Origin of the sequence: Palleronia caenipelagi (genome assembly GCF_007004065.1) — a bacterium.
GTDB classification, from domain to species: Bacteria; Pseudomonadota; Alphaproteobacteria; order Rhodobacterales; family Rhodobacteraceae; genus Palleronia; species Palleronia caenipelagi.
The window spans coordinates 133,552-153,009 of the sequence record NZ_VFSV01000001.1; the positions used below are offsets into that span (position 1 = coordinate 133,552).

17 protein-coding genes are annotated in these 19,458 nt (G+C 62.0%); 10 read left to right on the forward strand and 7 right to left on the reverse strand.

Annotated features, from left to right (window positions below):
- Positions 1–2 precede the first annotated feature (2 nt).
- The 5 genes from FEV53_RS00650 to sucC form a co-directional block, all read right to left on the reverse strand.
- Positions 3–2,969, reverse strand: a complete 2,967-nt coding sequence (locus tag FEV53_RS00650; RefSeq protein ID WP_142832882.1) for a 2-oxoglutarate dehydrogenase E1 component — start codon at positions 2,967–2,969, stop codon at positions 3–5.
- A complete protein-coding gene (locus FEV53_RS00655; protein ID WP_185962038.1) occupies positions 2,966–3,553 on the reverse strand; it encodes a DUF805 domain-containing protein in 588 nt (195 codons plus the stop codon). Before FEV53_RS00655 ends, FEV53_RS00650 begins: the two co-directional genes overlap by 4 nt.
- 99 nt (positions 3,554–3,652) lie before the next feature.
- Positions 3,653–4,534: a succinate--CoA ligase subunit alpha gene (gene sucD / locus FEV53_RS00660; RefSeq protein ID WP_142832884.1), complete on the reverse strand. Its 882-nt coding sequence runs from the start codon at positions 4,532–4,534 to the stop codon at positions 3,653–3,655.
- Between the two features lie 39 nt (positions 4,535–4,573).
- On the reverse strand, positions 4,574–5,233 hold the full coding sequence (locus FEV53_RS00665) for a hypothetical protein (RefSeq protein ID WP_142832885.1): 660 nt from the start codon (positions 5,231–5,233) through the stop codon (positions 4,574–4,576).
- 8 nt (positions 5,234–5,241) lie between these two features.
- On the reverse strand, positions 5,242–6,435 hold the full coding sequence (gene sucC, locus FEV53_RS00670) for an ADP-forming succinate--CoA ligase subunit beta (RefSeq protein ID WP_142832886.1): 1,194 nt from the start codon (positions 6,433–6,435) through the stop codon (positions 5,242–5,244).
- Between the two features lie 237 nt (positions 6,436–6,672).
- Here sucC and FEV53_RS00675 point away from each other — a divergent pair, with 237 nt between their 5' ends.
- A complete protein-coding gene (locus tag FEV53_RS00675) occupies positions 6,673–7,722 on the forward strand; it encodes a glycosyltransferase family 2 protein (RefSeq protein ID WP_142832887.1) in 1,050 nt (349 codons plus the stop codon).
- 52 nt (positions 7,723–7,774) lie between these two features.
- On the opposite strand, the gene FEV53_RS00680 is transcribed toward FEV53_RS00675, so the two are convergent.
- The gene (locus FEV53_RS00680) at positions 7,775–9,373 is read right to left on the reverse strand and encodes a phosphoenolpyruvate carboxykinase (RefSeq protein ID WP_142832888.1); all 1,599 of its coding nucleotides are present in this window, start codon (positions 9,371–9,373) and stop codon (positions 7,775–7,777) included.
- Positions 9,374–9,665: 292 nt separating this feature from the next.
- Between FEV53_RS00680 and FEV53_RS00685 the strand changes: the two genes are divergently transcribed.
- The 6 genes from FEV53_RS00685 to FEV53_RS00710 are packed head-to-tail and all read left to right on the forward strand — an operon-like array spanning position 9,666 to position 13,988.
- Positions 9,666–10,367, forward strand: a complete 702-nt coding sequence (locus FEV53_RS00685; RefSeq protein WP_142832889.1) for a response regulator transcription factor — start codon at positions 9,666–9,668, stop codon at positions 10,365–10,367.
- A 29-nt stretch (positions 10,368–10,396) separates the two neighbouring features.
- Entirely contained in the window at positions 10,397–11,968 is a 1,572-nt protein-coding gene (locus FEV53_RS00690) for an ATP-binding protein (protein WP_221931562.1), read from the forward strand.
- Entirely contained in the window at positions 11,965–12,399 is a 435-nt protein-coding gene (locus FEV53_RS00695) for an HPr kinase/phosphorylase (protein ID WP_246100691.1), read from the forward strand. Before FEV53_RS00690 ends, FEV53_RS00695 begins: the two co-directional genes overlap by 4 nt.
- Positions 12,396–13,301, forward strand: a complete 906-nt coding sequence (gene rapZ / locus FEV53_RS00700; protein WP_425465462.1) for an RNase adapter RapZ — start codon at positions 12,396–12,398, stop codon at positions 13,299–13,301. The genes FEV53_RS00695 and rapZ overlap by 4 nt, the downstream gene beginning before the upstream one ends.
- Positions 13,298–13,717, forward strand: coding sequence for a PTS sugar transporter subunit IIA (locus FEV53_RS00705; RefSeq protein WP_142832891.1), 420 nt, complete (start codon positions 13,298–13,300; stop codon positions 13,715–13,717). The genes rapZ and FEV53_RS00705 overlap by 4 nt, the downstream gene beginning before the upstream one ends.
- A 1-nt stretch (position 13,718) precedes the next feature.
- On the forward strand, positions 13,719–13,988 hold the full coding sequence (locus FEV53_RS00710; RefSeq protein WP_142832892.1) for an HPr family phosphocarrier protein: 270 nt from the start codon (positions 13,719–13,721) through the stop codon (positions 13,986–13,988).
- 28 nt (positions 13,989–14,016) lie between these two features.
- On the opposite strand, the gene FEV53_RS00715 is transcribed toward FEV53_RS00710, so the two are convergent.
- Positions 14,017–14,961 (reverse strand): 2-hydroxyacid dehydrogenase, encoded by a 945-nt coding sequence (locus FEV53_RS00715; RefSeq protein ID WP_142832893.1) that lies wholly within the window; start codon positions 14,959–14,961, stop codon positions 14,017–14,019.
- Between the two features lie 108 nt (positions 14,962–15,069).
- Here FEV53_RS00715 and FEV53_RS00720 point away from each other — a divergent pair, with 108 nt between their 5' ends.
- The 3 genes from FEV53_RS00720 to FEV53_RS00730 all read left to right on the forward strand — a co-directional run bounded on the left by FEV53_RS00720 (position 15,070) and on the right by FEV53_RS00730 (position 19,458).
- Positions 15,070–16,746 carry a formate--tetrahydrofolate ligase gene (locus FEV53_RS00720; protein WP_142832894.1) on the forward strand — a complete coding sequence of 559 codons (1,677 nt, stop codon included), beginning with the start codon at positions 15,070–15,072 and terminating at the stop codon, positions 16,744–16,746.
- Positions 16,747–16,862: 116 nt separating this feature from the next.
- Positions 16,863–17,753 (forward strand): bifunctional methylenetetrahydrofolate dehydrogenase/methenyltetrahydrofolate cyclohydrolase FolD, encoded by an 891-nt coding sequence (gene folD / locus FEV53_RS00725; protein ID WP_142832895.1) that lies wholly within the window; start codon positions 16,863–16,865, stop codon positions 17,751–17,753.
- A gap of 28 nt (positions 17,754–17,781) precedes the next feature.
- Positions 17,782–19,458 carry an NAD(P)H-dependent oxidoreductase subunit E gene (locus FEV53_RS00730; protein WP_142832896.1) on the forward strand — a complete coding sequence of 559 codons (1,677 nt, stop codon included), beginning with the start codon at positions 17,782–17,784 and terminating at the stop codon, positions 19,456–19,458.

Sequence of the window (19,458 nt, forward strand, 5' to 3'; positions counted from 1 at the left end):
TCTTATCCTTCGATCCCGAGCGCGGCATTCACCAGCGCTTCTTGTTGTTGCTTGTGTTGCGAGGCCAGACCCGTGGCGGGCGACGCCATGGCGGGCCGTCCGGCATAGACCGGGCGGCTGTGCTTGGCCTTGATGCGGGTCAGCACCCATTCGATATTCGGCTCGACAAAGAACCAGGCCCCCTGGTTCTTCGGCTCTTCCTGACACCAGACGATCTCGGCGCCTTTGAAGCGCTCCAGCTCCGCCACAAGGCTCATGGCCGGGAACGGGTAGAACTGTTCGAGACGCAGGATGTAGGTGTCGTCGAGACCTTCGGCATCGCGTTTTTCCAGCAGGTCGTAATAGACCTTGCCAGAGCACATGACGACGCGCTTGATCTCGGCGTCGGGCTTCAGTTGCAGCTCAGAATTCCCGTATTGAGCATCGTCCCAAAGTACCCGGTGGAAGGACGAACCTTCGGTGAACTCTTCCTTGCGGCTGATCGCCATCTTGTGACGCAATAGCGATTTCGGCGTCATCAGGATCAGCGGCTTGCGGAACGAGCGGTGCAACTGACGGCGCAGGATGTGGAAATAATTGGCCGGCGTGGTGCAGTTGGCCACGATCCAGTTATCCTGACCGCACATTTGCAGGTAGCGCTCCAGACGGGCCGAAGAGTGCTCGGGGCCCTGACCCTCATAACCATGGGGCAGGAGGCAGACGAGACCCGACATGCGCAGCCATTTCGACTCGCCCGACGAGATGAACTGATCGAACATGATCTGCGCACCGTTGGCGAAATCGCCGAACTGGGCTTCCCAGAGGGTCAGCGCGTTAGGCTCGGCCAGCGAGTAGCCGTACTCAAAGCCCAGCACCGCATATTCCGAGAGCATCGAGTCGATGACTTCGTAATTGGCCTGATCCTCATGGATGTGGTTCAGCGGGAAGTAGCGATCCTCGCTCTCCTGATCAATCAGCGCCGAATGACGCTGACTGAAGGTGCCGCGACCGGAATCCTGACCTGCGAGACGCACCGGATAGCCCTCGGACAAGAGCGAACCAAAGGCCAGCGCCTCGGCGGTCGCCCAGTCAAAGCCCTCGCCGGTCTCGAACATCTTCTTCTTGGCATCGAGGAGACGGCCCACGGTCTTGTGCAGGTTGAAATCGCCCGGCACCGTGGTCAGGGCGCGGCCGACTTCCTCGAACCGGTCCTTTGAGATGGCGGTCTGGCCGCGCTGGTATTCCTCACCGTCACGCGCGAGGTGGGACCAACGTCCATCGAGCCAGTCAGCCTTGTTCGGACGGTATTTCTTACCGGCCTCGAACTCCTCCGACAGGTGGTTCTGGAAGCCCGACTTCATATCCTCGATCTCGCCCTCGGGGATCAGCCCGTCGCGGACAAGACGTTCGGTATAAAGGGTCAGCGTGGTCTTCTGCTGCTTGATCCGCTTGTACATCTTCGGGTTGGTGAACATGGGCTCGTCGCCCTCGTTGTGACCAAACCGACGGTAGCAGATCATGTCGATGACCACGTCCTTGCGGAACTTCTGCCGGAACTCCGTGGCGACCTTCGCGGCGTGGACCACGGCCTCGGGATCGTCCGCATTCACGTGGAAGATCGGCGCCTCGACCATCAGAGCGATATCCGTCGGATAGGGCGAGGTGCGCGAGAAATGCGGCGCGGTGGTAAAGCCGATCTGGTTGTTCACCACGATATGGATGGTGCCGCCGGTGCGGTGACCGCGGATGCCAGAGAGCTGGAAGCACTCGGCCACCACGCCCTGACCGGCAAAAGCCGCGTCCCCATGCAACAGGATCGGCAGCACTTCGTCGCGATCCGCATCACCGAGCTGGTCCTGCTTCGCGCGGCATTTGCCCAGCACGACCGGGTTCACCGCCTCAAGATGCGAGGGGTTCGCAGTGAGAGACAGGTGGACGGTATTGCCGTCGAACTCCCGGTCGGACGAGGCACCGAGATGGTATTTCACGTCGCCGGAGCCTTCGACGTCGTCCGGCTTGAAGCTGCCCCCCTGAAACTCATTAAAGATCGCGCGATAGGGCTTGCCCATCACGTTGGCGAGCACCGAGAGGCGGCCCCGGTGGGGCATGCCGACGACGATCTCCCTGACCCCCAGCGCGCCGCCACGCTTGATGATCTGCTCCATGGCCGGGATCAGCGCTTCGCCGCCATCGAGGCCAAAGCGCTTCGTGCCCATGTATTTCACATGCAGGAACTTCTCGAAGCCCTCGGCCTCAACCAGCTTGTTCAGGATCGCGCGGCGACCCATCTCGGTGAAGGTGACTTCCTTGCCGTAACCCTCAATCCGTTCCTTGAGCCAGCCCGCTTGCTCCGGATCGGAGATGTGCATGTATTGCAGCGCGAAGGTGCCGCAATAGGTCCGCTTCACGATCTCAAGGATCTGACGCAGCGTGGCCACTTCGAGCCCCAGGACGATGTCGATAAAGATCTTTTTGTCCATATCGGCTTCGGTGAAGCCATAGGATCGGTAGTCGAGCTCGGGGTGGTGATTGGTTTCACGCAAGCCCAGCGGGTCGAGATCGGCGATCAGGTGCCCCCGGATACGGTAGGCGCGGATCAGCATCAGCGCGCGCAGACTGTCGGTGACGGCGGCGCGGATCTGGTTCTGGTCAGGCGCGGCGCCGGTCTCGGCGGCCTTCACCTCCAGCTTCTTCGCGAGCGCTTTGGGGTCTTTTTCCGCCGCCGGGGCAGGCCACTGGCCGTCGAGCGCCGATGTCAGCTCGTCACTGGGCTGGGGCGGCCAGTCATTCCGCGCCCAGGAGGGACCGGCAGCCTCGGCCCGCGCGGCCTCGGCGTCGGTGTCGAGCTGGCGAAAGAACTCCTGCCAACTCTGATCCACCGAGGACGGATCCTCGGCGTAGCGCGCCTGAAGCTGCTCCAGATACGCAGCATTATGCCCCTGCATGAAGCTCGAGGCGTGGAACTGATCGTTCGATGAGTGTTCGGTCATTGTGTCACCTCATGCGGGTTGGGACCGTATTTGTTGGGGCCGGGTTGAGAAGGGCGGGTGAGCCAAATGATCATGGCGATATGAGCCGCAAACACGGCCAAGATGGTGAATACAAAGATACCGTTTGAACTCGGGACGACCACCGTCTGAGGGAGGAGACCGTCGGCAATGTACTCAGGATCAACAGGAACCTCCGTACCGAAGCCGAACCATACGATGAAGGGCAATGAAAATGAGATAACCGGAATCAGAATGCGCCATCCTGACTTTTCAGTGTCGTGCAATCGTCTGACAGATACGGCGACAAGCGGCAGGAGAGTCGCAATGCTAAAAATCGTTTCAAGCCAGCCACCATCATATGAAATGCGCGTGAAGCTGGACTGAGTTTGTTCGCCTTGTTGGTTCACCGCGACCTGCCAGTTCTCGGTCACAGTTGGGCCAAAGATCGATACATTTATGGCCGTGAGAAGAACTGAAGCCAAAAAAAGAAAAAGCACAAACCACCAAAGCTCCGCCCGGGAGGCCCGACCGGAAAAGGTAAAATACTTTTCAAAGCACGTGCGCACAGCGTTGGTAAAGCTCATCGCTCCCTCCTCTGCCATGCAGTCCTTCGGTCTATCATCGTCCCCGCCCCACTATCTCAAATTGGGTCGCGCCCGAATGGGCGCAACCCCGTGTCGCGCTTAGCCGATGGCCTTGAGCACAGCCTCGCCGAGACCCGCGGGGCTCTCGGCCACGACGATGCCGGCCTCCTGCATGGCCGCGATCTTGCTCTCGGCGTCGCCCTTGCCGCCCGCAACGATGGCGCCCGCGTGGCCCATGCGACGGCCCGGAGGGGCGGTGCGTCCGGCGATAAAGCCCGCGACGGGCTTTTTGCGGCCCCGCTTCGCCTCGTCGATCAGGAACTGGGCGGCTTCTTCCTCGGCAGAACCGCCGATCTCGCCGATCATGATGATCGAATGGGTCTCGTCATCTGCGAGGAACCATTCCAGCACGTCGATATGCTCGGTGCCCTTGATCGGGTCGCCGCCAATGCCAACGCAGGTGGACTGACCCAGACCCACGTCCGAAGTCTGCTTGACTGCCTCATACGTCAGCGTGCCAGAGCGGGAGACCACGCCGACGCTGCCGCGACGGTGGATGTGGCCAGGCATGATGCCGATCTTGCAGGCGTCGGGGGTGATGACACCGGGGCAGTTCGGGCCGATGAGCGTGGTTTTCGAGCCTTCCAGCGCGCGCTTCACCTTCATCATGTCGAGCACCGGAATGCCCTCGGTGATGGCCACGACGAGCGGGATCTCCGCGTCGATGGCCTCAAGGATCGAGTCGGCGGCAAAGGGCGGCGGGACGTAGATCACCGAGGCATTGGCACCGGTTTTGGCGACGGCCTCGTGGCAGCTGTCGAAGACCGGCAGGTCCAGATGGCTCTGACCGCCCTTGCCGGGGGTCACGCCGCCGACCATTTTCGTACCGTAGGCGATGGCCTGCTCCGAATGGAACGTGCCCTGCGAGCCGGTGAAGCCCTGACAGATAACCTTGGTGTTTTCGTCTACGAGGACTGCCATGTGGTGGCTCCTTTGCTAATCAAAGTTGGTCGGGGCGCATCACGGCGCCACCGTATTCGGTTTGCGAGACGCCGCCGCCAGAACGGCGAGGGCGAAGGTGATGGGGATGCCGAGTTCCCAGAGTTCTTCCAGCGCGGCAAAGCGGCGGTCGAGCACGTCGGAGATGTCGATGCCGAAGGGGGCGAGCTTACGCCCGATGCCGTCCACGGATTTCGAGATCACCACCAAAACGAGGCCCGTGGCCAGATACCAGGATTGGGCGACCCCATCACGCAGACCCCGCAGGAACTCCCCTCCGTAGCGCCGCGCGGCGAGGAACAGGCAGGTGAGGATCACCAGCAGGATCACCAGCGAGATCAGCTTTTCGACGCCCGGCACCTGATCGCCCAGATATTGGCGGCTCTTGAACAGGCCCAGCGTGAATGGACGCTTGTCCAGATCCAGCTCCCGACCGAACATGGCCAGCAGGATCACCACCAGCGGCCAGGTCTGACGCGTATCGTCCCGGGCCATGGCCCACACCAGCATTCCCGCGACCCCCACATATCCCAGTGCCGAGGCCGTCTCGATGACGCCCCCTTCGCTCAGGAGCGCTTTGCCAACTGACTCGGGCAAGCTCAGCAACACCGCCGCCGCAAGGGCGAGGGCGCCGAGCAACCCGAGGATCGTCAGGATGACGCGTTTATGGGGAGGACGCATTGCAGAACTCAGCCCTTGACCGCCTTCACGATCTTCTCGGCGCCGTCTTTCAGGTCGTCGGCGGCGATGACGTCGAGGCCGGAGGTGTTGATGATCTCCTTGCCCTTCTCGACGTTTGTGCCTTCGAGGCGGACCACCAGCGGAACCTTCAGCCCGACTTCTTTCACCGCGGCGACCACGCCTTCGGCGATCACGTCGCAGCGCATGATGCCGCCGAAGATGTTGACGAGGATACCTTTGACGTTCTCATCGGAGGTGATGATTTTGAAAGCCTCGGTCACCTTCTCCTTGGTCGCACCGCCGCCCACATCGAGGAAGTTGGCGGGCTCGGCGCCGTAGAGCTTGATGATGTCCATGGTGGCCATGGCCAGACCCGCGCCGTTTACCATGCAGCCGATCTCACCGTCGAGCGCGATGTAGTTCAGGTCGTATTTGGAGGCTTCGAGTTCCTTGGGGTCTTCCTCGGTCTCGTCGCGCAGCTGGGCCACGTCGGGGTGGCGGTAGAGGGCGTTGGAGTCAAAGCCCAGTTTCGCGTCCAGCACCTTCAGGTCGCCGCCTTCGGTGACGATCAGCGGGTTGATCTCCAGCTGCTCCATGTCCTTCTCGACGAAGGCTTTGTAGAAAATGCCCATGAGCCTGACGCATTGCTTGACCTGCTGGCCTTCGAGCCCCAGGGCAAAGGCGATCCGGCGACCGTGATAGGGATGGTAGCCGGTGGCCGGGTCCACGTCGAAGCTGAGAATCTTCTCCGGGGTCGACGCCGCGACTTCCTCGATATCCATGCCGCCCTCGGTGGAGCAGACGAAAGAGATACGGCTGGACTGACGATCTACGAGAAGCGCAAGATACAACTCGCGGGCGATGGGCGAGCCGTCCTCGATATAGACGCGGTTCACCTGCTTGCCGGCGGGGCCGGACTGGTGGGTCACGAGCGTGCGGCCCAGCATCTTTTTGGTCTCTTCGGCAGCTTCTTCGACCGATTTGGCCAGACGCACGCCGCCTTTTTCACCCGCATCGGCTTCCTTAAAGGAGCCTTTGCCGCGGCCACCGGCGTGGATCTGCGCCTTGACCACCCACAGCGGCCCGTCGAGCTCACCGGCGGCGGTCTTGGCATCTTCGGCGCGGGTCACGACACGACCGTCAGAGACCGGAGCCCCGAAATCGCGCAGAAGGGCCTTGGCCTGATATTCATGGATATTCATGGGGACGCACTCCGGCTGGTTCCTGTTGCCCGGTTTGTCGCACCGGGTTGGCGATCTGACAAACTTTATCGACAGGAATTGGGGCTGGGGGCGCTAACGGGGTCTGCATGTGATCACAGGGAAAAAACGTGTGATCACAAATCGGCGGATCCGTGCAGGTCGTTGGGCGCAGGACGCGTTGAAAACCGGCGGCATCCTCTCTAAGAGGGTTCAGTGCCGAGACGCGGGAGAAGCAGCATGATGCAAACGGTCGAGCGGGTAGGGCCCGAAAAGGTTGCCGGAGATGCTGTGCCGGTGCTGTTCCTCGCCCATAACGAGCGCCGCCTCCTGCCGGACTTCCTGCGCCATTACCGCAGCTTTGGCAACGTCACCTTTCTGGCGATTGATGATGGTTCGGATGATGGCACACGGGAATATCTGCTGGAGCAGCCGGATGTGACAGTGTTCGCGCCCGCACAGGGCACGGCCTACGCGACCCACAAGGTCGATTGGCGTCGGGAAGTGCTCGACGCGTATGGAACGGGGAAATGGTGTCTCGTCCCGGATGTGGATGAACATTTCATCCACGTGGAGACAAGTTTCGACGCAATGCTGGATAAGCTGGACGGCGAGGGGGCGGAGGTTCTGCTGACTGTGATGGTCGATATGTATGCCGACCGTCCGTTGCGCGATCAGCCTATGCCGGAAGAGGGTCAACGGCTCACTGATCTCTTCCCGTATTTTGATGGCCCGCGCGCGATGCCCGGATACGTTCTGCGTCCGGCGGGCAAGAAGAAGTTGCAGCAGCACCCGACACCAACGGTGAAGATTTTTGGCGGGATGCGTGAACGCGTGTTCAACATTGCGCAAAAGGAGCTTGGCTGGCTCGACCGCTTTGCCATGCAGTATTTCGCCATCGACAAAGATCCCAGCTGGAGCGGTCCCATGCGGATCGTGAGCAAGGCTTTGTCGAAGCGCATCAATGGCGTGGTTGCCGATGCGCAAAAGATGAACAAGGTCGGTCTGTTGAAATGGCGGCGCGGCGGGCAGTTTTCCGGCGGTCCCCACGCCATTGATCAGAAGCTGGCAGAGAGTTCCGGGCGGGCGGCGTTTCTGCACTTTACCTTTGCCGGGGGCGAACAGGCGTTGCGCTACACGGCAGAACGCGGCAGCCATTACGAGGGCGGTCGGTATTACAAGCGGATGCTCGATGCCGAGGATACCATGTCCCGCAGCCCCGTCATCGCTGAGTCTGTGCGGTACGATGGGCCATCGGCGCTGACGGGCATCATCAAGCAGATCACCTGATAGGAAAAGGGGGCCGACATGGCCCCCCTCGGTTTTTCTGGTGTGGGTCGTATCAGCCGAGGGCCACCGCCCGTACATCTTCGTCGATATGGCTCTCGTACTGGGTGAAGTTTTCCGCGAACATGGCGACCAGCTTCTGTGCCTGGGCGTCGTAGGCGGCGCCGTCTTCCCAGGTGCGGCGCGGGTTCAGCAGCAGATCGGCCACACCAGCCACGCTTACCGGCACGTCAAAGCCGAAATTTTCGTCCTTGCGGAATTCGGCGTCGTCGAGGGAGCCATCGAGCGCGGCAGTCAGGAGCGCGCGGGTCGCCTTGATCGGCATCCGGCTACCGGTGCCATGAGCGCCGCCGGTCCAGCCGGTGTTGACCAGCCAGCATTTCGCACCGTGACGGGCGATCTTCTGCTTGAGGAGTTGCCCGTAAGCTTCTGGCCTGCGTGGCATAAATGGCGCGCCGAAGCAGGTCGAGAAGGTCGGCGTCGGCTCGGTCACGCCACGCTCGGTCCCGGCGACCTTGGCGGTGAAGCCCGACAGGAAGTGATACATGGCCTGCGCCGGGGTCAGCCGGGCAATCGGAGGCAGCACGCCGAAGGCATCGCAGGTGAGCATGATGATGTTCTTGGGCTGGCCGCCCAGCGCAGTTGAGGACGCGTTGGAAATGTATTCCAGCGGGTAGGCACAGCGCATGTTGGCGGTCAGGCTGTCATCTTCGAAATCAAGTTCCCGCGTGGCATCGTCATAGACCATGTTCTCGATGATCGTGGCGAATTTCTGCGTGGTCGCGTAGATCTCCGGCTCGGCCTTGGGGTCGAGCCCGATGGTTTTCGCGTAGCAGCCGCCCTCAAAGTTGAAGATGCCGCGATCGGACCAGCCGTGTTCATCATCCCCGATCAGAACCCGGTTGGGGTCGGCTGACAGGGTCGTCTTGCCGGTGCCCGAGAGCCCGAAGAACACCGCGGTGTCGACAGGATTGCCGGGGGCATGGTTGGCGGAGCAGTGCATCGGCATGACGCCCTTGCCCGGCAGCAGGTAGTTCAGGACGGTGAAGACCGATTTCTTGTTCTCGCCTGCATATTCTGTGCCACCAATCAGAATCGTTTTCGCGTCGAAATTCAGCGCGATGACCGTCTCGGAACGGCAGCCGTGGCGGGCCGGGTCGGCCTTGAAGGACGGGCAGTTGATGATGGTGAAATCAGCGGTGAAGTTGTCCAGCGATTCCCGGTCGGGACGGCGCAGCAGGTGACGGATGAACAGGGAGTGCCAGGCCAGCTCGGTGATCACCCGGACATCCAGACGATGGGCTGGATCGGCGCCGCCATGGAGATCCTGCACGAAATAATCGCCGCCCTGCATATGGGCGAGCATATCGGATTTCAGCACGTCGAAGAAGGCGGGCTCCATGGGGGCATTGTTTTCCCACCAGATGGTGTCCTCGACCGAAGGGGTCCGCACCACGAATTTGTCGTTGGGGGAGCGGCCGGTATGCTTGCCGGTCTCAACAAGAAGAGTGCCCCCCTGACCGAGTTCGCCCTCTTTGCGGGCCAGCGCGGCTTCGACCAGCTGTGGTTCACGGAGGTTATAATAGACCGTCCCAAGCCCCTCGATCCCCTGATCTGCGAGCGTGAAGTTCGGGTTGACGCGTCCGTTGGTCATCGTGCCAGTCCTGATAACTTTATTGCGGGAAAAGGTCCCTGAGGGAACCTTCGTGACCCGCCTAACATGGAGGCTCGGCCCCCGAACACCCACCGTTAGCGCCACCGCAGGGGTTTAACGTTATCATCGCCATTCGAACAGTGCGGCAGTTAAGCCAGCATCAAGGAAATTCGGGCAGGTTTGTGGCTGTCGAACGGCGGTGTTGTGCAATTTCGGTTGCCTCATCGCAGTCAGAGCGGGAATATGCGTGAAAACCGGGCATAAGACCCGCGAGCAGTACGAGGAGTCAGTCATGTCGAGGATCGCACTCGTCGACGACGACCGGAATATCCTGACTTCGGTGTCGTTGACGCTAGAGGCAGAGGGATTCGAGGTCGAAACCTACAGCGACGGTCAACAAGCGCTTGAAGCGTTTGAGAAACGGATGCCCGATATGGCGGTGTTCGACATCAAGATGCCCCGTATGGACGGGATGGATCTGCTGCAACGGGTGCGACAGCGCAGCCAGATGCCGGTGATCTTTCTGACCTCGAAGGATGACGAGATCGACGAGGTTCTCGGACTTCGGATGGGCGCTGATGACTACGTGCGCAAACCGTTTTCCCAGCGTCTGCTGGTCGAGCGGATCCGCACGATCATGCGTCGTCTGGAGGTGCTGTCGGGCGACGAGCCGACAGCAACCGAGACCAGCCAGATTATCACCCGCGGCCCCCTCACCATGGATCCGGCGCGTCATATCGTGACCTGGAACGGCCAGCCAGTGACGCTGACGGTGACGGAGTTTCTGCTTCTGCACGCGCTGGCCCAGCGCCCTGGCTTCGTGAAGAGTCGCGACCAGCTGATGGATGTCGCATACGACGATCAGCTCTATGTGGACGACCGCACAATCGACAGCCATATCAAGCGGCTACGGAAGAAGCTGCGCAGCGTCGATCCCGATTTCGCGGCCATCGAGACGCTCTATGGCATCGGCTATCGCTTTAGCGAAGTCTGACCCTCATGTCTCTGCTCTCGGATCAGGACATGTCAGATGGCGGAAGGGCACTTGGGCCTGTCTCGGCTCGTGGGGAAGGGGCGCATGCGTTCGAGGGGCCAACTGCTACCCCGTTTCGCGGTTGGCCGCTCGCCCGCCGGATTGTGCTTCTTAACTTTGCAGCGCTCTTGATCTTTGCCGCCGGACTGACATTGTTCAATCCGTTCCGCGCCCCGCTTCTGACGGACCGGGAGCAGATCCTGACCCAGCGCGCGGAACTCATGGCCTCGGTGTTCGAGGCTGCTCGGTGGGAGGGGGACGCGGCCGCAGCGGGACGTCTTCTGGGGTCGCTCGACCTGACTGGACTCGTGGCAGTCTCTGTGCATTCAGCCAGCGGGCGCGTTCTGGTCCTGCGCTCCGGCCCTGAGGAGCAGCGGTCTGCCGGGTGGATATCCCGGGCATACGCCAAGCTCTCGGGCTCTGCGTTGACCACCAGCGTCCGGCCGGTGCCCGAGGTGTTGGCCGTAACGGCAATGCAAAACGGCGGAGTCGAATTACTGAGACCGCTCGAAAACAGCGGCACCCGGCTCGTAGGGATCGCTGTTCCGGTCTATGGACCTGACAAGATCGCGGGGGCTGTGGGTCTGGTCAGCGATACAGCAGAGCTGTCAGCGCTGCTGGGAGAGGAGCGGCGGCTGGTTCTGCTGATCGCAGCGCTCGCACTGGCGGCATCTGCGGCACTCAGCGTGCCGCTGGCCTCGGCCATCGCGGAACCACTGGCCGATCTTGCCGCCGCGGCCCAGATCCGGGACGGGACAGGTCGCGATGATCGGATCAGCCTGCCCGATCTCTCGGATCGCTCCGATGAGATCGGCGAGTTGTCCGTCTCCCTGCGCGGGATGGTGTCGGCCTTGCACACAAGGATCGAAGCCAATGAACAATTCGCCGCTGACGTGGCTCATGAAATCAAGAATCCGTTGGCCAGTCTCCGATCCGCCGTTGGTGCCCTCCAGATCGTGGACAAGGAACCTCAGCGCACCCGTCTGATGGAGATCATCGACATGGATGTGCGGCGGCTCGATCGGCTGGTCAGCGATATCTCGAACGCCTCTCGTCTCGATGCCGAGCTGGTGAAAGAACAGGAAGAACCGTTCGATCTCTCGAACACGCTGACCCAGATCGCCGATCATATCGGGCTGGATGCGGCGAACCGTGAGATCACCTTTATCGCCGATTTGCCAAGCCATGACGTTCGGATGAACGGGCTCGAAAGCCGCCTCGCACAGGTCTTCGTCAATCTGCTGACGAACGCGCTCTCCTTTTGCAAAGAGGGCGATACGATCCGCATCTGGTGCCGCCAGCGCGATCACCGGGTGATCGTGGTGGTCGAGGATACCGGCCCCGGTATCCCCGATGCGGCGCTCGAAAAAATCTTTGAGAGGTTCTATTCTGAGCGGCCAGAGGATCAGTTCGGAGCCAATTCCGGTCTTGGGCTGGCGATCTCCAAACAGATTGTTGAGGCTCATGGTGGCGTGATTTGGGCGGAGAACATCCGGCCCAGTGGTGCCGGACCAGAGACGCCGTCTCTGGGCGCGCGTTTCGTGGTCGGCTTGCCTGTATGATGCCGGAGCCTCAGGCCACGCTTCATGCGAGCACAGTGGCTGTAGACGGGCAGGCTGTTCTCCTAACGGGGCCGTCAGGGTCGGGTAAATCCTCGCTGGCATTGGCACTCATGGCGCGCGGCGCCACGCTGATTGCGGATGACAGGGTGCATGTGGCGGCGCGCGGCGGGCGGCTGATCGTGTGGGCGCCGCAGAGCATTCTGGGCTTCATCGAAGCGCGCGGCGTTGGGCTGTTGCGCGCCGAGACCGCCCCGCCAAGCCCCGCCGTTCTGGTCGTCGATCTGAGTCGCCCCGAGCCCGAGCGGCTGCCTCCGGATCGCCATAAGGTGATCTGCGGGTGCCGGCTGGATCTTGTATTCGGGGCCGGACACCCCAATTTGTCTGATGCAATCCTGCAATTGATGAAAGGCGGCCGCGCCGAAAATCCTTGAGCCAGACCCTCCCTCCGTCCCGTTTGATCCTCGTCACCGGCCCCTCAGGCGCCGGGCGTACGACATCGATGCGGATCCTTGAGGATATGGGGTTCGAGGTCATCGACAACCTGCCGTTTTCGCTTTTCGATGCGTTACTGGAGCAGGGAACCGCCGGCCGCTCCATGGCGCTGAGCGTAGATGTCCGTAACCGGGATTTCTCCGGACCTGAACTGGTGCGGCTACTGGATCAGGTCTGCGAGGATTCACGGATTGAGGCGGAAGTCCTGTTCCTCGATGCCACGCTCGATGTGCTGATCAACCGCTATTCCGAGAGCCGTCGTCGCCATCCTCTGTCACCAGAGGGCGGTCCGCGCTCTGGCCTGACCCGCGAACTGGAGATGTTGGCGCCTGCCCGTGCCAGGGCCACTGCGCGGATCGACACCTCCCATCTCAGTCCTCACGAGCTGCGCAGCGAATTGCACAGGGTATTCGGGACGGGTCACGATCCAGGGATCGCGATCACGGTCACCAGCTTCTCCTACAAGCAGGCCATGCCGCTTGGGGTTGATCTGGCATTTGACATGCGGTTTCTGCGCAATCCCCATTGGGAAGCGGAGCTGAGGTCGCTGACGGGTCTCGACCCGGCCGTACAGGATTATGTCAAAGCGGATCCGCGATTCGCTGATCAGGTATGCAAGATTTACGAGTTGGTTGAGGCGCTCCTGCCAGAATACAATCTAGAGGGGAAAACGCATCTAAATATCGCCTTTGGTTGTACCGGCGGGCAACACCGCTCGGTTACCGTCACGGAATGGATGCGAGATCGCCTTGAAAAAGCCGGTTGGCGGGTGTCCACTCGACACAGCGTACTTGAGAGGCGCACGCAGGTCGCGTGGCCGGGCAGGGGGGCGCAGCCGTGATCGGCATTGTCATAGTGGCACATGGGGGTTTGGCTGGCGAATTTCTCGCCTCCGTAGAGCACGTGGTCGGCACGCAACCCTCCATTACCGCGATCTCCATTGCCCCGGAATGTGATCGTTCCGCAAAGCAAAGAGAGATCTGCGCTGCCGCCGATCTGGTAGACACGGGCAGCGGCGTTGTGATTGCCACCGACATGTTCGGCGGTTCCCCCTCCAACCTGAGCCTCGCGGCGACCTGCAAATGTGACCGCAGAATAATTTACGGGGTCAATCTTCCCCTCTTGATCAAACTGGCCAAATCCCGTCATCTTCCAATCGCGGACGCGGTTGCGGTGTCGCTGGTGGCAGGCCGGAAATATCTGGATGCCGTCTACACGCCCCAGCCCGACCTGCGAATGGTTGCTGGACAGGAATAATATGTGCATTCGCCAACTTGAGATTGTGAATGAAAAAGGGCTTCATGCCCGCGCCTCGGCCAAGTTGGTTGAGGTGGTCGAGAATTTCGACGCGGAAGCCGAAGTGCGCCATGACGGACAAAGCGCTTCAGGAGACAGTATTATGGGTCTTCTCATGCTGGCCGCGCATCGGGGCACGACGATCGAGGTGGAAACCTCCGGCCCGCAGAAGGATCAGCTCGCCGATGCGCTGGCCGAACTGGTGGCGAACCGTTTCGGCGAGCATATGTGACGCAGGCCCGCGAGGGCCTGCTCACTCTTCACACCAGACGGTTCGGGATTTCGCGCCCTGCGAAATGGGCGTCCAGAGCGTCGGCGACCATCATCCCCATGGCGACCCGCGTCTCGACGACGGCGGAGCCCATATGCGGCGCCAGTACGACGTTTTCCAGCACCCGCAACTCTTCGGGGACATGGGGCTCCTGCGCAAACACGTCGAGCCCGGCAGAGCCCAGCTTGCCCTCCTGCAAGGCCGCGATGAGGGCAGGCTCGTCCACCACCGTCCCGCGCGCGGTGTTGATCAACATCCCCTCGGGACCCAGAAGAGCGAGTTCCTCGGCTCCGATCAGCCCGTCCGTCCCGGCACCTCCCGGAACGTGGAGCGAGACGACATCCGCGCGCTCCATTACCTCGGCGACGGTTCCAAGGCGCTCGCCCCCCGGTTTCTCCGAGCGGTTATAATAGACAATCTTCATGCTAAAGGCCGTCTGCGCAATCCTTGCCACCTCCTGGCCGATCCGCCCCATGCCGATGATCCCCAGCGTCTTTCCCCTCAGACCCCTGCCCAGCAGGTGGGTTGGGGTCCAGCTCTCCCATGCGCCGCGCCGGAGCTGGCGTTCCCCCTCGGAACTTCGGCGAGCCGCCGACAGCATCAGGGTGATCGCCATGTCCGCCGTGGCTTCAGTCAGCACATCGGGGGTGTTGCTGACCGCGACTCCGGCGGCCTTCGCGGCGTCGAGATCGATATGGTTCACGCCCACACCGAAATTACCAATGATCCTCGCTCGCTGGTTCTTATGGATCACATCGGCCCCGACGGTATCGGTGACCGTCACGCAGACGGCGTCGTAGCTGTCCATGGCGGCGCGCAGCTCTGCCGCCGAGAGCGCCACATCCGCGTCATTCAGCGTCACATCATAGTCCCGCGACAGACGCTCTTCGCAGGGCGCCGGCCACTTCCGTGAGAGCAAGACCTTCGGTTTCATGGCATCTTCCTTTTCGGGTTTCGGTTCGGGCCGACAGATTGTCGCAATTGGTCCTTTGCACACCTTCGCCCCGTGTCAAACGAGGCGCAAGTTCAAGGGAGCAAAAACATGACTCAGCCCAGTGATATCGAGATCGCCCGCGCCGCGAAAAAACTTCCCATTCAGGAGATTGGCGCCAAGCTGGGTCTTGCACCCAAAGACCTGATCCCCTTTGGTCACGATAAGGCCAAGATCGAACCCGAGGCGCTGGCCCGGCTGGACGACCGCCCGGATGGCAAGCTGATCCTTGTCACCGCCATCAACCCGACCCCGGCGGGCGAGGGCAAGACGACGACCACCGTGGGCCTGGGCGACGGTCTGAACCGGATCGGCAAGAAGGCGATGATCTGCATCCGCGAAGCCTCCCTCGGTCCGAATTTCGGCATGAAAGGCGGCGCGGCCGGCGGCGGTCACGCGCAAATCGTGCCCATGGAGGACATGAACCTCCACTTTACCGGTGATTTCCACGCCATCACCTCTGCCCACAATCTGCTGTCGGCGATGATCGACAACCACATTTACTGGGGCAATGAGCTGGAGATCGACATGCGGCGCGTCGTCTGGCGCCGTGTGCTCGACATGAATGACAGGGCCCTGCGCCAGATCACAGCGTCGCTTGGCGGCGTGTCCAACGGCTTTCCGCGTGAGGCGGGTTTCGACATCACCGTGGCCTCCGAGGTCATGGCGATCCTCTGTCTGGCGAAGGATCTGGCCGATCTGGAATCCCGTCTGGGCGACATGATCGTGGCCTATCGTCGCGACCGCTCGCCCGTTTATGCCCGCGATATCGGTGCCCACGGCGCCATGGCGGTGCTCCTGAAGGACGCGATCAAGCCGAACCTCGTGCAGACGCTGGAAAACAACCCCGCCTTCGTCCATGGCGGCCCGTTTGCCAACATCGCCCATGGTTGCAACTCCGTCGTCGCGACCCGCGCCGCTCTGAAGCTCGCAGACTATGTGGTGACGGAGGCCGGGTTCGGGGCCGATCTGGGCGCCGAAAAGTTCTTTGACATCAAGTGCCGCAAAGCCGGTCTGACCCCTGCCGCATCCGTGCTCGTAGCCACCATTCGCGCGCTGAAGATGAACGGTGGCGTCGCCAAGGAAGATCTCGGTGCCGAGAATGTCGAGGCCGTGCGAAAGGGCTGCGCCAACCTCGCGCGTCACATCGAGAACGTCAAAAGCTTTGGCGTGCCGGTTGTGGTGGCGATCAACCACTTCTCGGGCGACAGCGACGCCGAGATCGCCGAGGTTCAGAACTACGTGAAAACCCAAGGAACCGAAGCGATCATCTGCCGCCACTGGGCCGAGGGCGGTGCCGGGACCGAAGAACTGGCCCGCCGCGTGGCCGAGATCGCCGACAGCGACATGTCTCACTTCGCGCCGCTCTACCCAGATGAAAAGCCGCTGTTCAAAAAGATCGAAGAGATCGCCAAGCGCATCTACCGCGCCGATGAGGTGATCGCGGATAAGAAAATCCGCGACCAGCTCCGTGAGTGGGAAAATCAGGGCTACGGCAACCTGCCGGTTTGCATGGCGAAGACCCAGTACAGCTTCTCCACCGATCCGGCCCTGCGCGGCGCGCCCACGGGCCACACCATCCCGGTCCGCGAAGTGCGGCTGTCGGCGGGGGCGGGCTTTGTGGTGGTGATCTGCGGTGAGATCATGACAATGCCCGGCCTGCCGCGGCACCCGGCGGCAGAGAAGATCTGTCTCAACGACGCGGGCGAGATCGAAGGTCTGTTCTGACCACCGGGTCTTGACCTCCCGGACCGGACCGGCTTTGCGGTTGCGCAACCGGTGCGGTCCGGTATCAAGTGCAATACAAGCGCGCAATTCGCGCTAAAGATGATTCAGGAGCGAACATGACGGCGAAGCTGATCGACGGAAAGGCTTTTGCGGCAACCATTCGCGGGCGGGTCGCAGACCACGTCGCCCGGCTGAAAGAAGAGCACGACCTGACCCCCGGTCTCGCCGTTGTGCTCGTCGGCGAAGACCCTGCGAGTCAGGTTTACGTCCGCTCCAAGGGCAAGCAGACCAAGGAAGCGGGCATGGCGAGCTTTGAGCACAAGCTCCCTGTAGATGCCGATCAGGAGACGCTTCTGAAGCTCATCAATGACCTGAACAATGATCCAGAAGTCCATGGTATTCTTGTGCAACTCCCGTTGCCGTCACACATGGACTCGAGCCTCGTGATCAATGCGATCGCGCCGGAAAAGGATGTGGACGGGTTCCATGTCATCAACGCCGGGCGGCTGGCCACCGGGCAGGATGCCATGGTGCCCTGCACGCCGCTGGGCTGTCTGATGATGCTGCGGGATCACCATGGCGATCTGTCAGGGATGAACGCGGTGGTGCTGGGGCGCTCAAACATCGTGGGCAAGCCTATGGCCCAGCTGCTCCTCGGCGAAAGTTGCACCGTCACCATCGCCCATTCCCGCACCCGCGATCTGGCGGATGTGGTGCGACAGGCCGATGTCGTCGTTGCTGCCGTGGGCCGTCCGGAGATGGTGCCCGGCGACTGGATCAAGCCCGGCGCGACTGTCATCGACGTGGGCATCAACCGTATTCAGGACGGCGAGAAAACGCGCCTCGTGGGGGATGTGGAATTCGACAGCTGCGCCGAGGTGGCCGGGGCGATCACGCCGGTGCCCGGTGGCGTCGGTCCGATGACCATCGCTTGCCTGCTGGCCAATACCGTCACGGCTGCGTGTCGCGCAAATGGCCTTGCCGCGCCGGAGGGCCTGACTAAGTGATTGCAGAGATTTCATAAGAGAGACGTTGATGAACGATATGTCCCCGAACCCGTCCCGCCGCCGCGATGTGTCCAAGACGCGGGGACGACCGCTCGATGATACGGCTCTCGCCGAGGTTGCTGCGCTGGTCGGCGACGACCTCCGGCGCGATCTGCTGATCGAATATCTGCATCTCATTCAGGACCGCTACAGGCATCTGTCGGCGGCCCATATCCGGGCTCTGGCGGAGCTGATGAAGATCGGACAGGCCGAAATCTACGAGGTCGCAAGCTTCTACGATCATTTCGATCTGGTGAAGGAAGGCGAGACCCCGCCGCCGGCTCTGACCATACGGGTCTGTGACGGCATCGCGTGCCAACTGGCTGGGGCTGAGGCCCTGCATAAGGCGCTGGAGCAGGGCGTGGACGCCGCACAGGTGCGTGTGGTGCACGCGCCCTGCATGGGCGGGTGCGATGTCGCGCCCGCGGTTCGTGTGGGGGACCGGGAGATCGGGCAGGCGGCGGTCGAGGGCGTTCAAGCCCTGATCGGCTCGGGGGACACCGATGTGATGTTGCCCGATTACACGGATCTCGACGCCTATCGCGCCGAAGGCGGCTATACCCAGTTGCAAAAGCTGCGGGACGGTGAGGTGAGCGTCGAACAGGTGATCGAGACGCTGGGCGATGCATCCCTGCGCGGACTCGGGGGCGCGGGCTTCCCCACGGGACGCAAGTGGTCGCTGGTGGGCCAGAACGCCGGGCCGCGGCTGATGACCGTCAACGGCGACGAGGGCGAGCCGGGCACCTTCAAGGACCGCTATTATCTGGAGCGCAACCCTCACGGCATGCTCGAAGGCGCCCTGATCGGGGCCACCTGTGTCGAGGCAGAGGGGCTCTACATCTACATGCGCGACGAGTATCCGGCGGTGCTGGAGATCCTGCGCCGGGAGATTTCCGCGCTGGAGGATGCGGGGCTGGTCGAGCCGGGCTTCATCTCGCTGCGCCGGGGGGCGGGCGCCTATATCTGCGGCGAAGAGAGCGCCATGGTCGAGAGCATCGAGGGCAAGCGCGGCCTGCCACGCTTGCGCCCGCCGGTGATCGGGCAGGTGGGGCTGTTCGGCCGGCCGACGCTGAACAACAATGTGGAGACGCTCTATTGGGTGCCGCAGATCCTTGAAAAAGGCGCGGCGTGGTTCGCTGATCAGGGCAGTGAGGATCATCCAGGGTTCCGGTCGTGGTCGGTCTCGGGCCGGGTGCGCAACCCGGGCGTCTGGAAAGCGCCTGCGGGCGTCACCGTGCGGGAGTTGATCGAGATGGCTGGCGGCATGGCGGAGGGCCATGCGTTCAAGGCGTATCTGCCGGGCGGCGCCTCGGGTGGCATCCTTCCGGCCTCCAAAGGCGACGTGGCCCTCGATTTCGGGGGAGAACTGGCGGAATTGGGCGGGTTCGTCGGTTCTCATGCGGTGGTTGTGTTCAGCGATCAGGACAACATGAAGGATGTCGCGCTGAACCTCATAGATTTCTTTGCCCATGAGAGCTGCGGCCAGTGCACACCCTGTCGGGGCGGCACCGAAAAGCTCAGCCAACTGCTGCGCCGGGAGACGCTGGACGAGGAGGCCATTTCCGATCTCGAACAGGTTATGCGCGACGCGTCGATTTGCGGTCTCGGGCAAGCGGCGCCGAACCCCGTGCGGCATTTGTTGACCTATTTCCGGGAGGACCTGTGA

Coding starts and splice junctions, on each gene's coding strand:
- FEV53_RS00720 (WP_142832894.1), top strand. CDS start 15,070: ATGACTCAGCCCAGTGATATCGAGATCGCCCGCGCCGCGAAAAAACTT.
- FEV53_RS00665 (WP_142832885.1), bottom strand. CDS start 5,233: ATGCGTCCTCCCCATAAACGCGTCATCCTGACGATCCTCGGGTTGCTC.
- FEV53_RS00710 (WP_142832892.1), top strand. CDS start 13,719: ATGTGCATTCGCCAACTTGAGATTGTGAATGAAAAAGGGCTTCATGCC.
- FEV53_RS00680 (WP_142832888.1), bottom strand. CDS start 9,373: ATGACCAACGGACGCGTCAACCCGAACTTCACGCTCGCAGATCAGGGG.
- FEV53_RS00650 (WP_142832882.1), bottom strand. CDS start 2,969: ATGACCGAACACTCATCGAACGATCAGTTCCACGCCTCGAGCTTCATG.
- FEV53_RS00655 (WP_185962038.1), bottom strand. CDS start 3,553: ATGAGCTTTACCAACGCTGTGCGCACGTGCTTTGAAAAGTATTTTACC.
- sucC (WP_142832886.1), bottom strand. CDS start 6,435: ATGAATATCCATGAATATCAGGCCAAGGCCCTTCTGCGCGATTTCGGG.
- sucD (WP_142832884.1), bottom strand. CDS start 4,534: ATGGCAGTCCTCGTAGACGAAAACACCAAGGTTATCTGTCAGGGCTTC.
- FEV53_RS00730 (WP_142832896.1), top strand. CDS start 17,782: ATGAACGATATGTCCCCGAACCCGTCCCGCCGCCGCGATGTGTCCAAG.
- FEV53_RS00715 (WP_142832893.1), bottom strand. CDS start 14,961: ATGAAACCGAAGGTCTTGCTCTCACGGAAGTGGCCGGCGCCCTGCGAA.
- FEV53_RS00690 (WP_221931562.1), top strand. CDS start 10,397: ATGTCAGATGGCGGAAGGGCACTTGGGCCTGTCTCGGCTCGTGGGGAA.
- FEV53_RS00695 (WP_246100691.1), top strand. CDS start 11,965: ATGATGCCGGAGCCTCAGGCCACGCTTCATGCGAGCACAGTGGCTGTA.
- FEV53_RS00685 (WP_142832889.1), top strand. CDS start 9,666: ATGTCGAGGATCGCACTCGTCGACGACGACCGGAATATCCTGACTTCG.
- folD (WP_142832895.1), top strand. CDS start 16,863: ATGACGGCGAAGCTGATCGACGGAAAGGCTTTTGCGGCAACCATTCGC.
- FEV53_RS00675 (WP_142832887.1), top strand. CDS start 6,673: ATGATGCAAACGGTCGAGCGGGTAGGGCCCGAAAAGGTTGCCGGAGAT.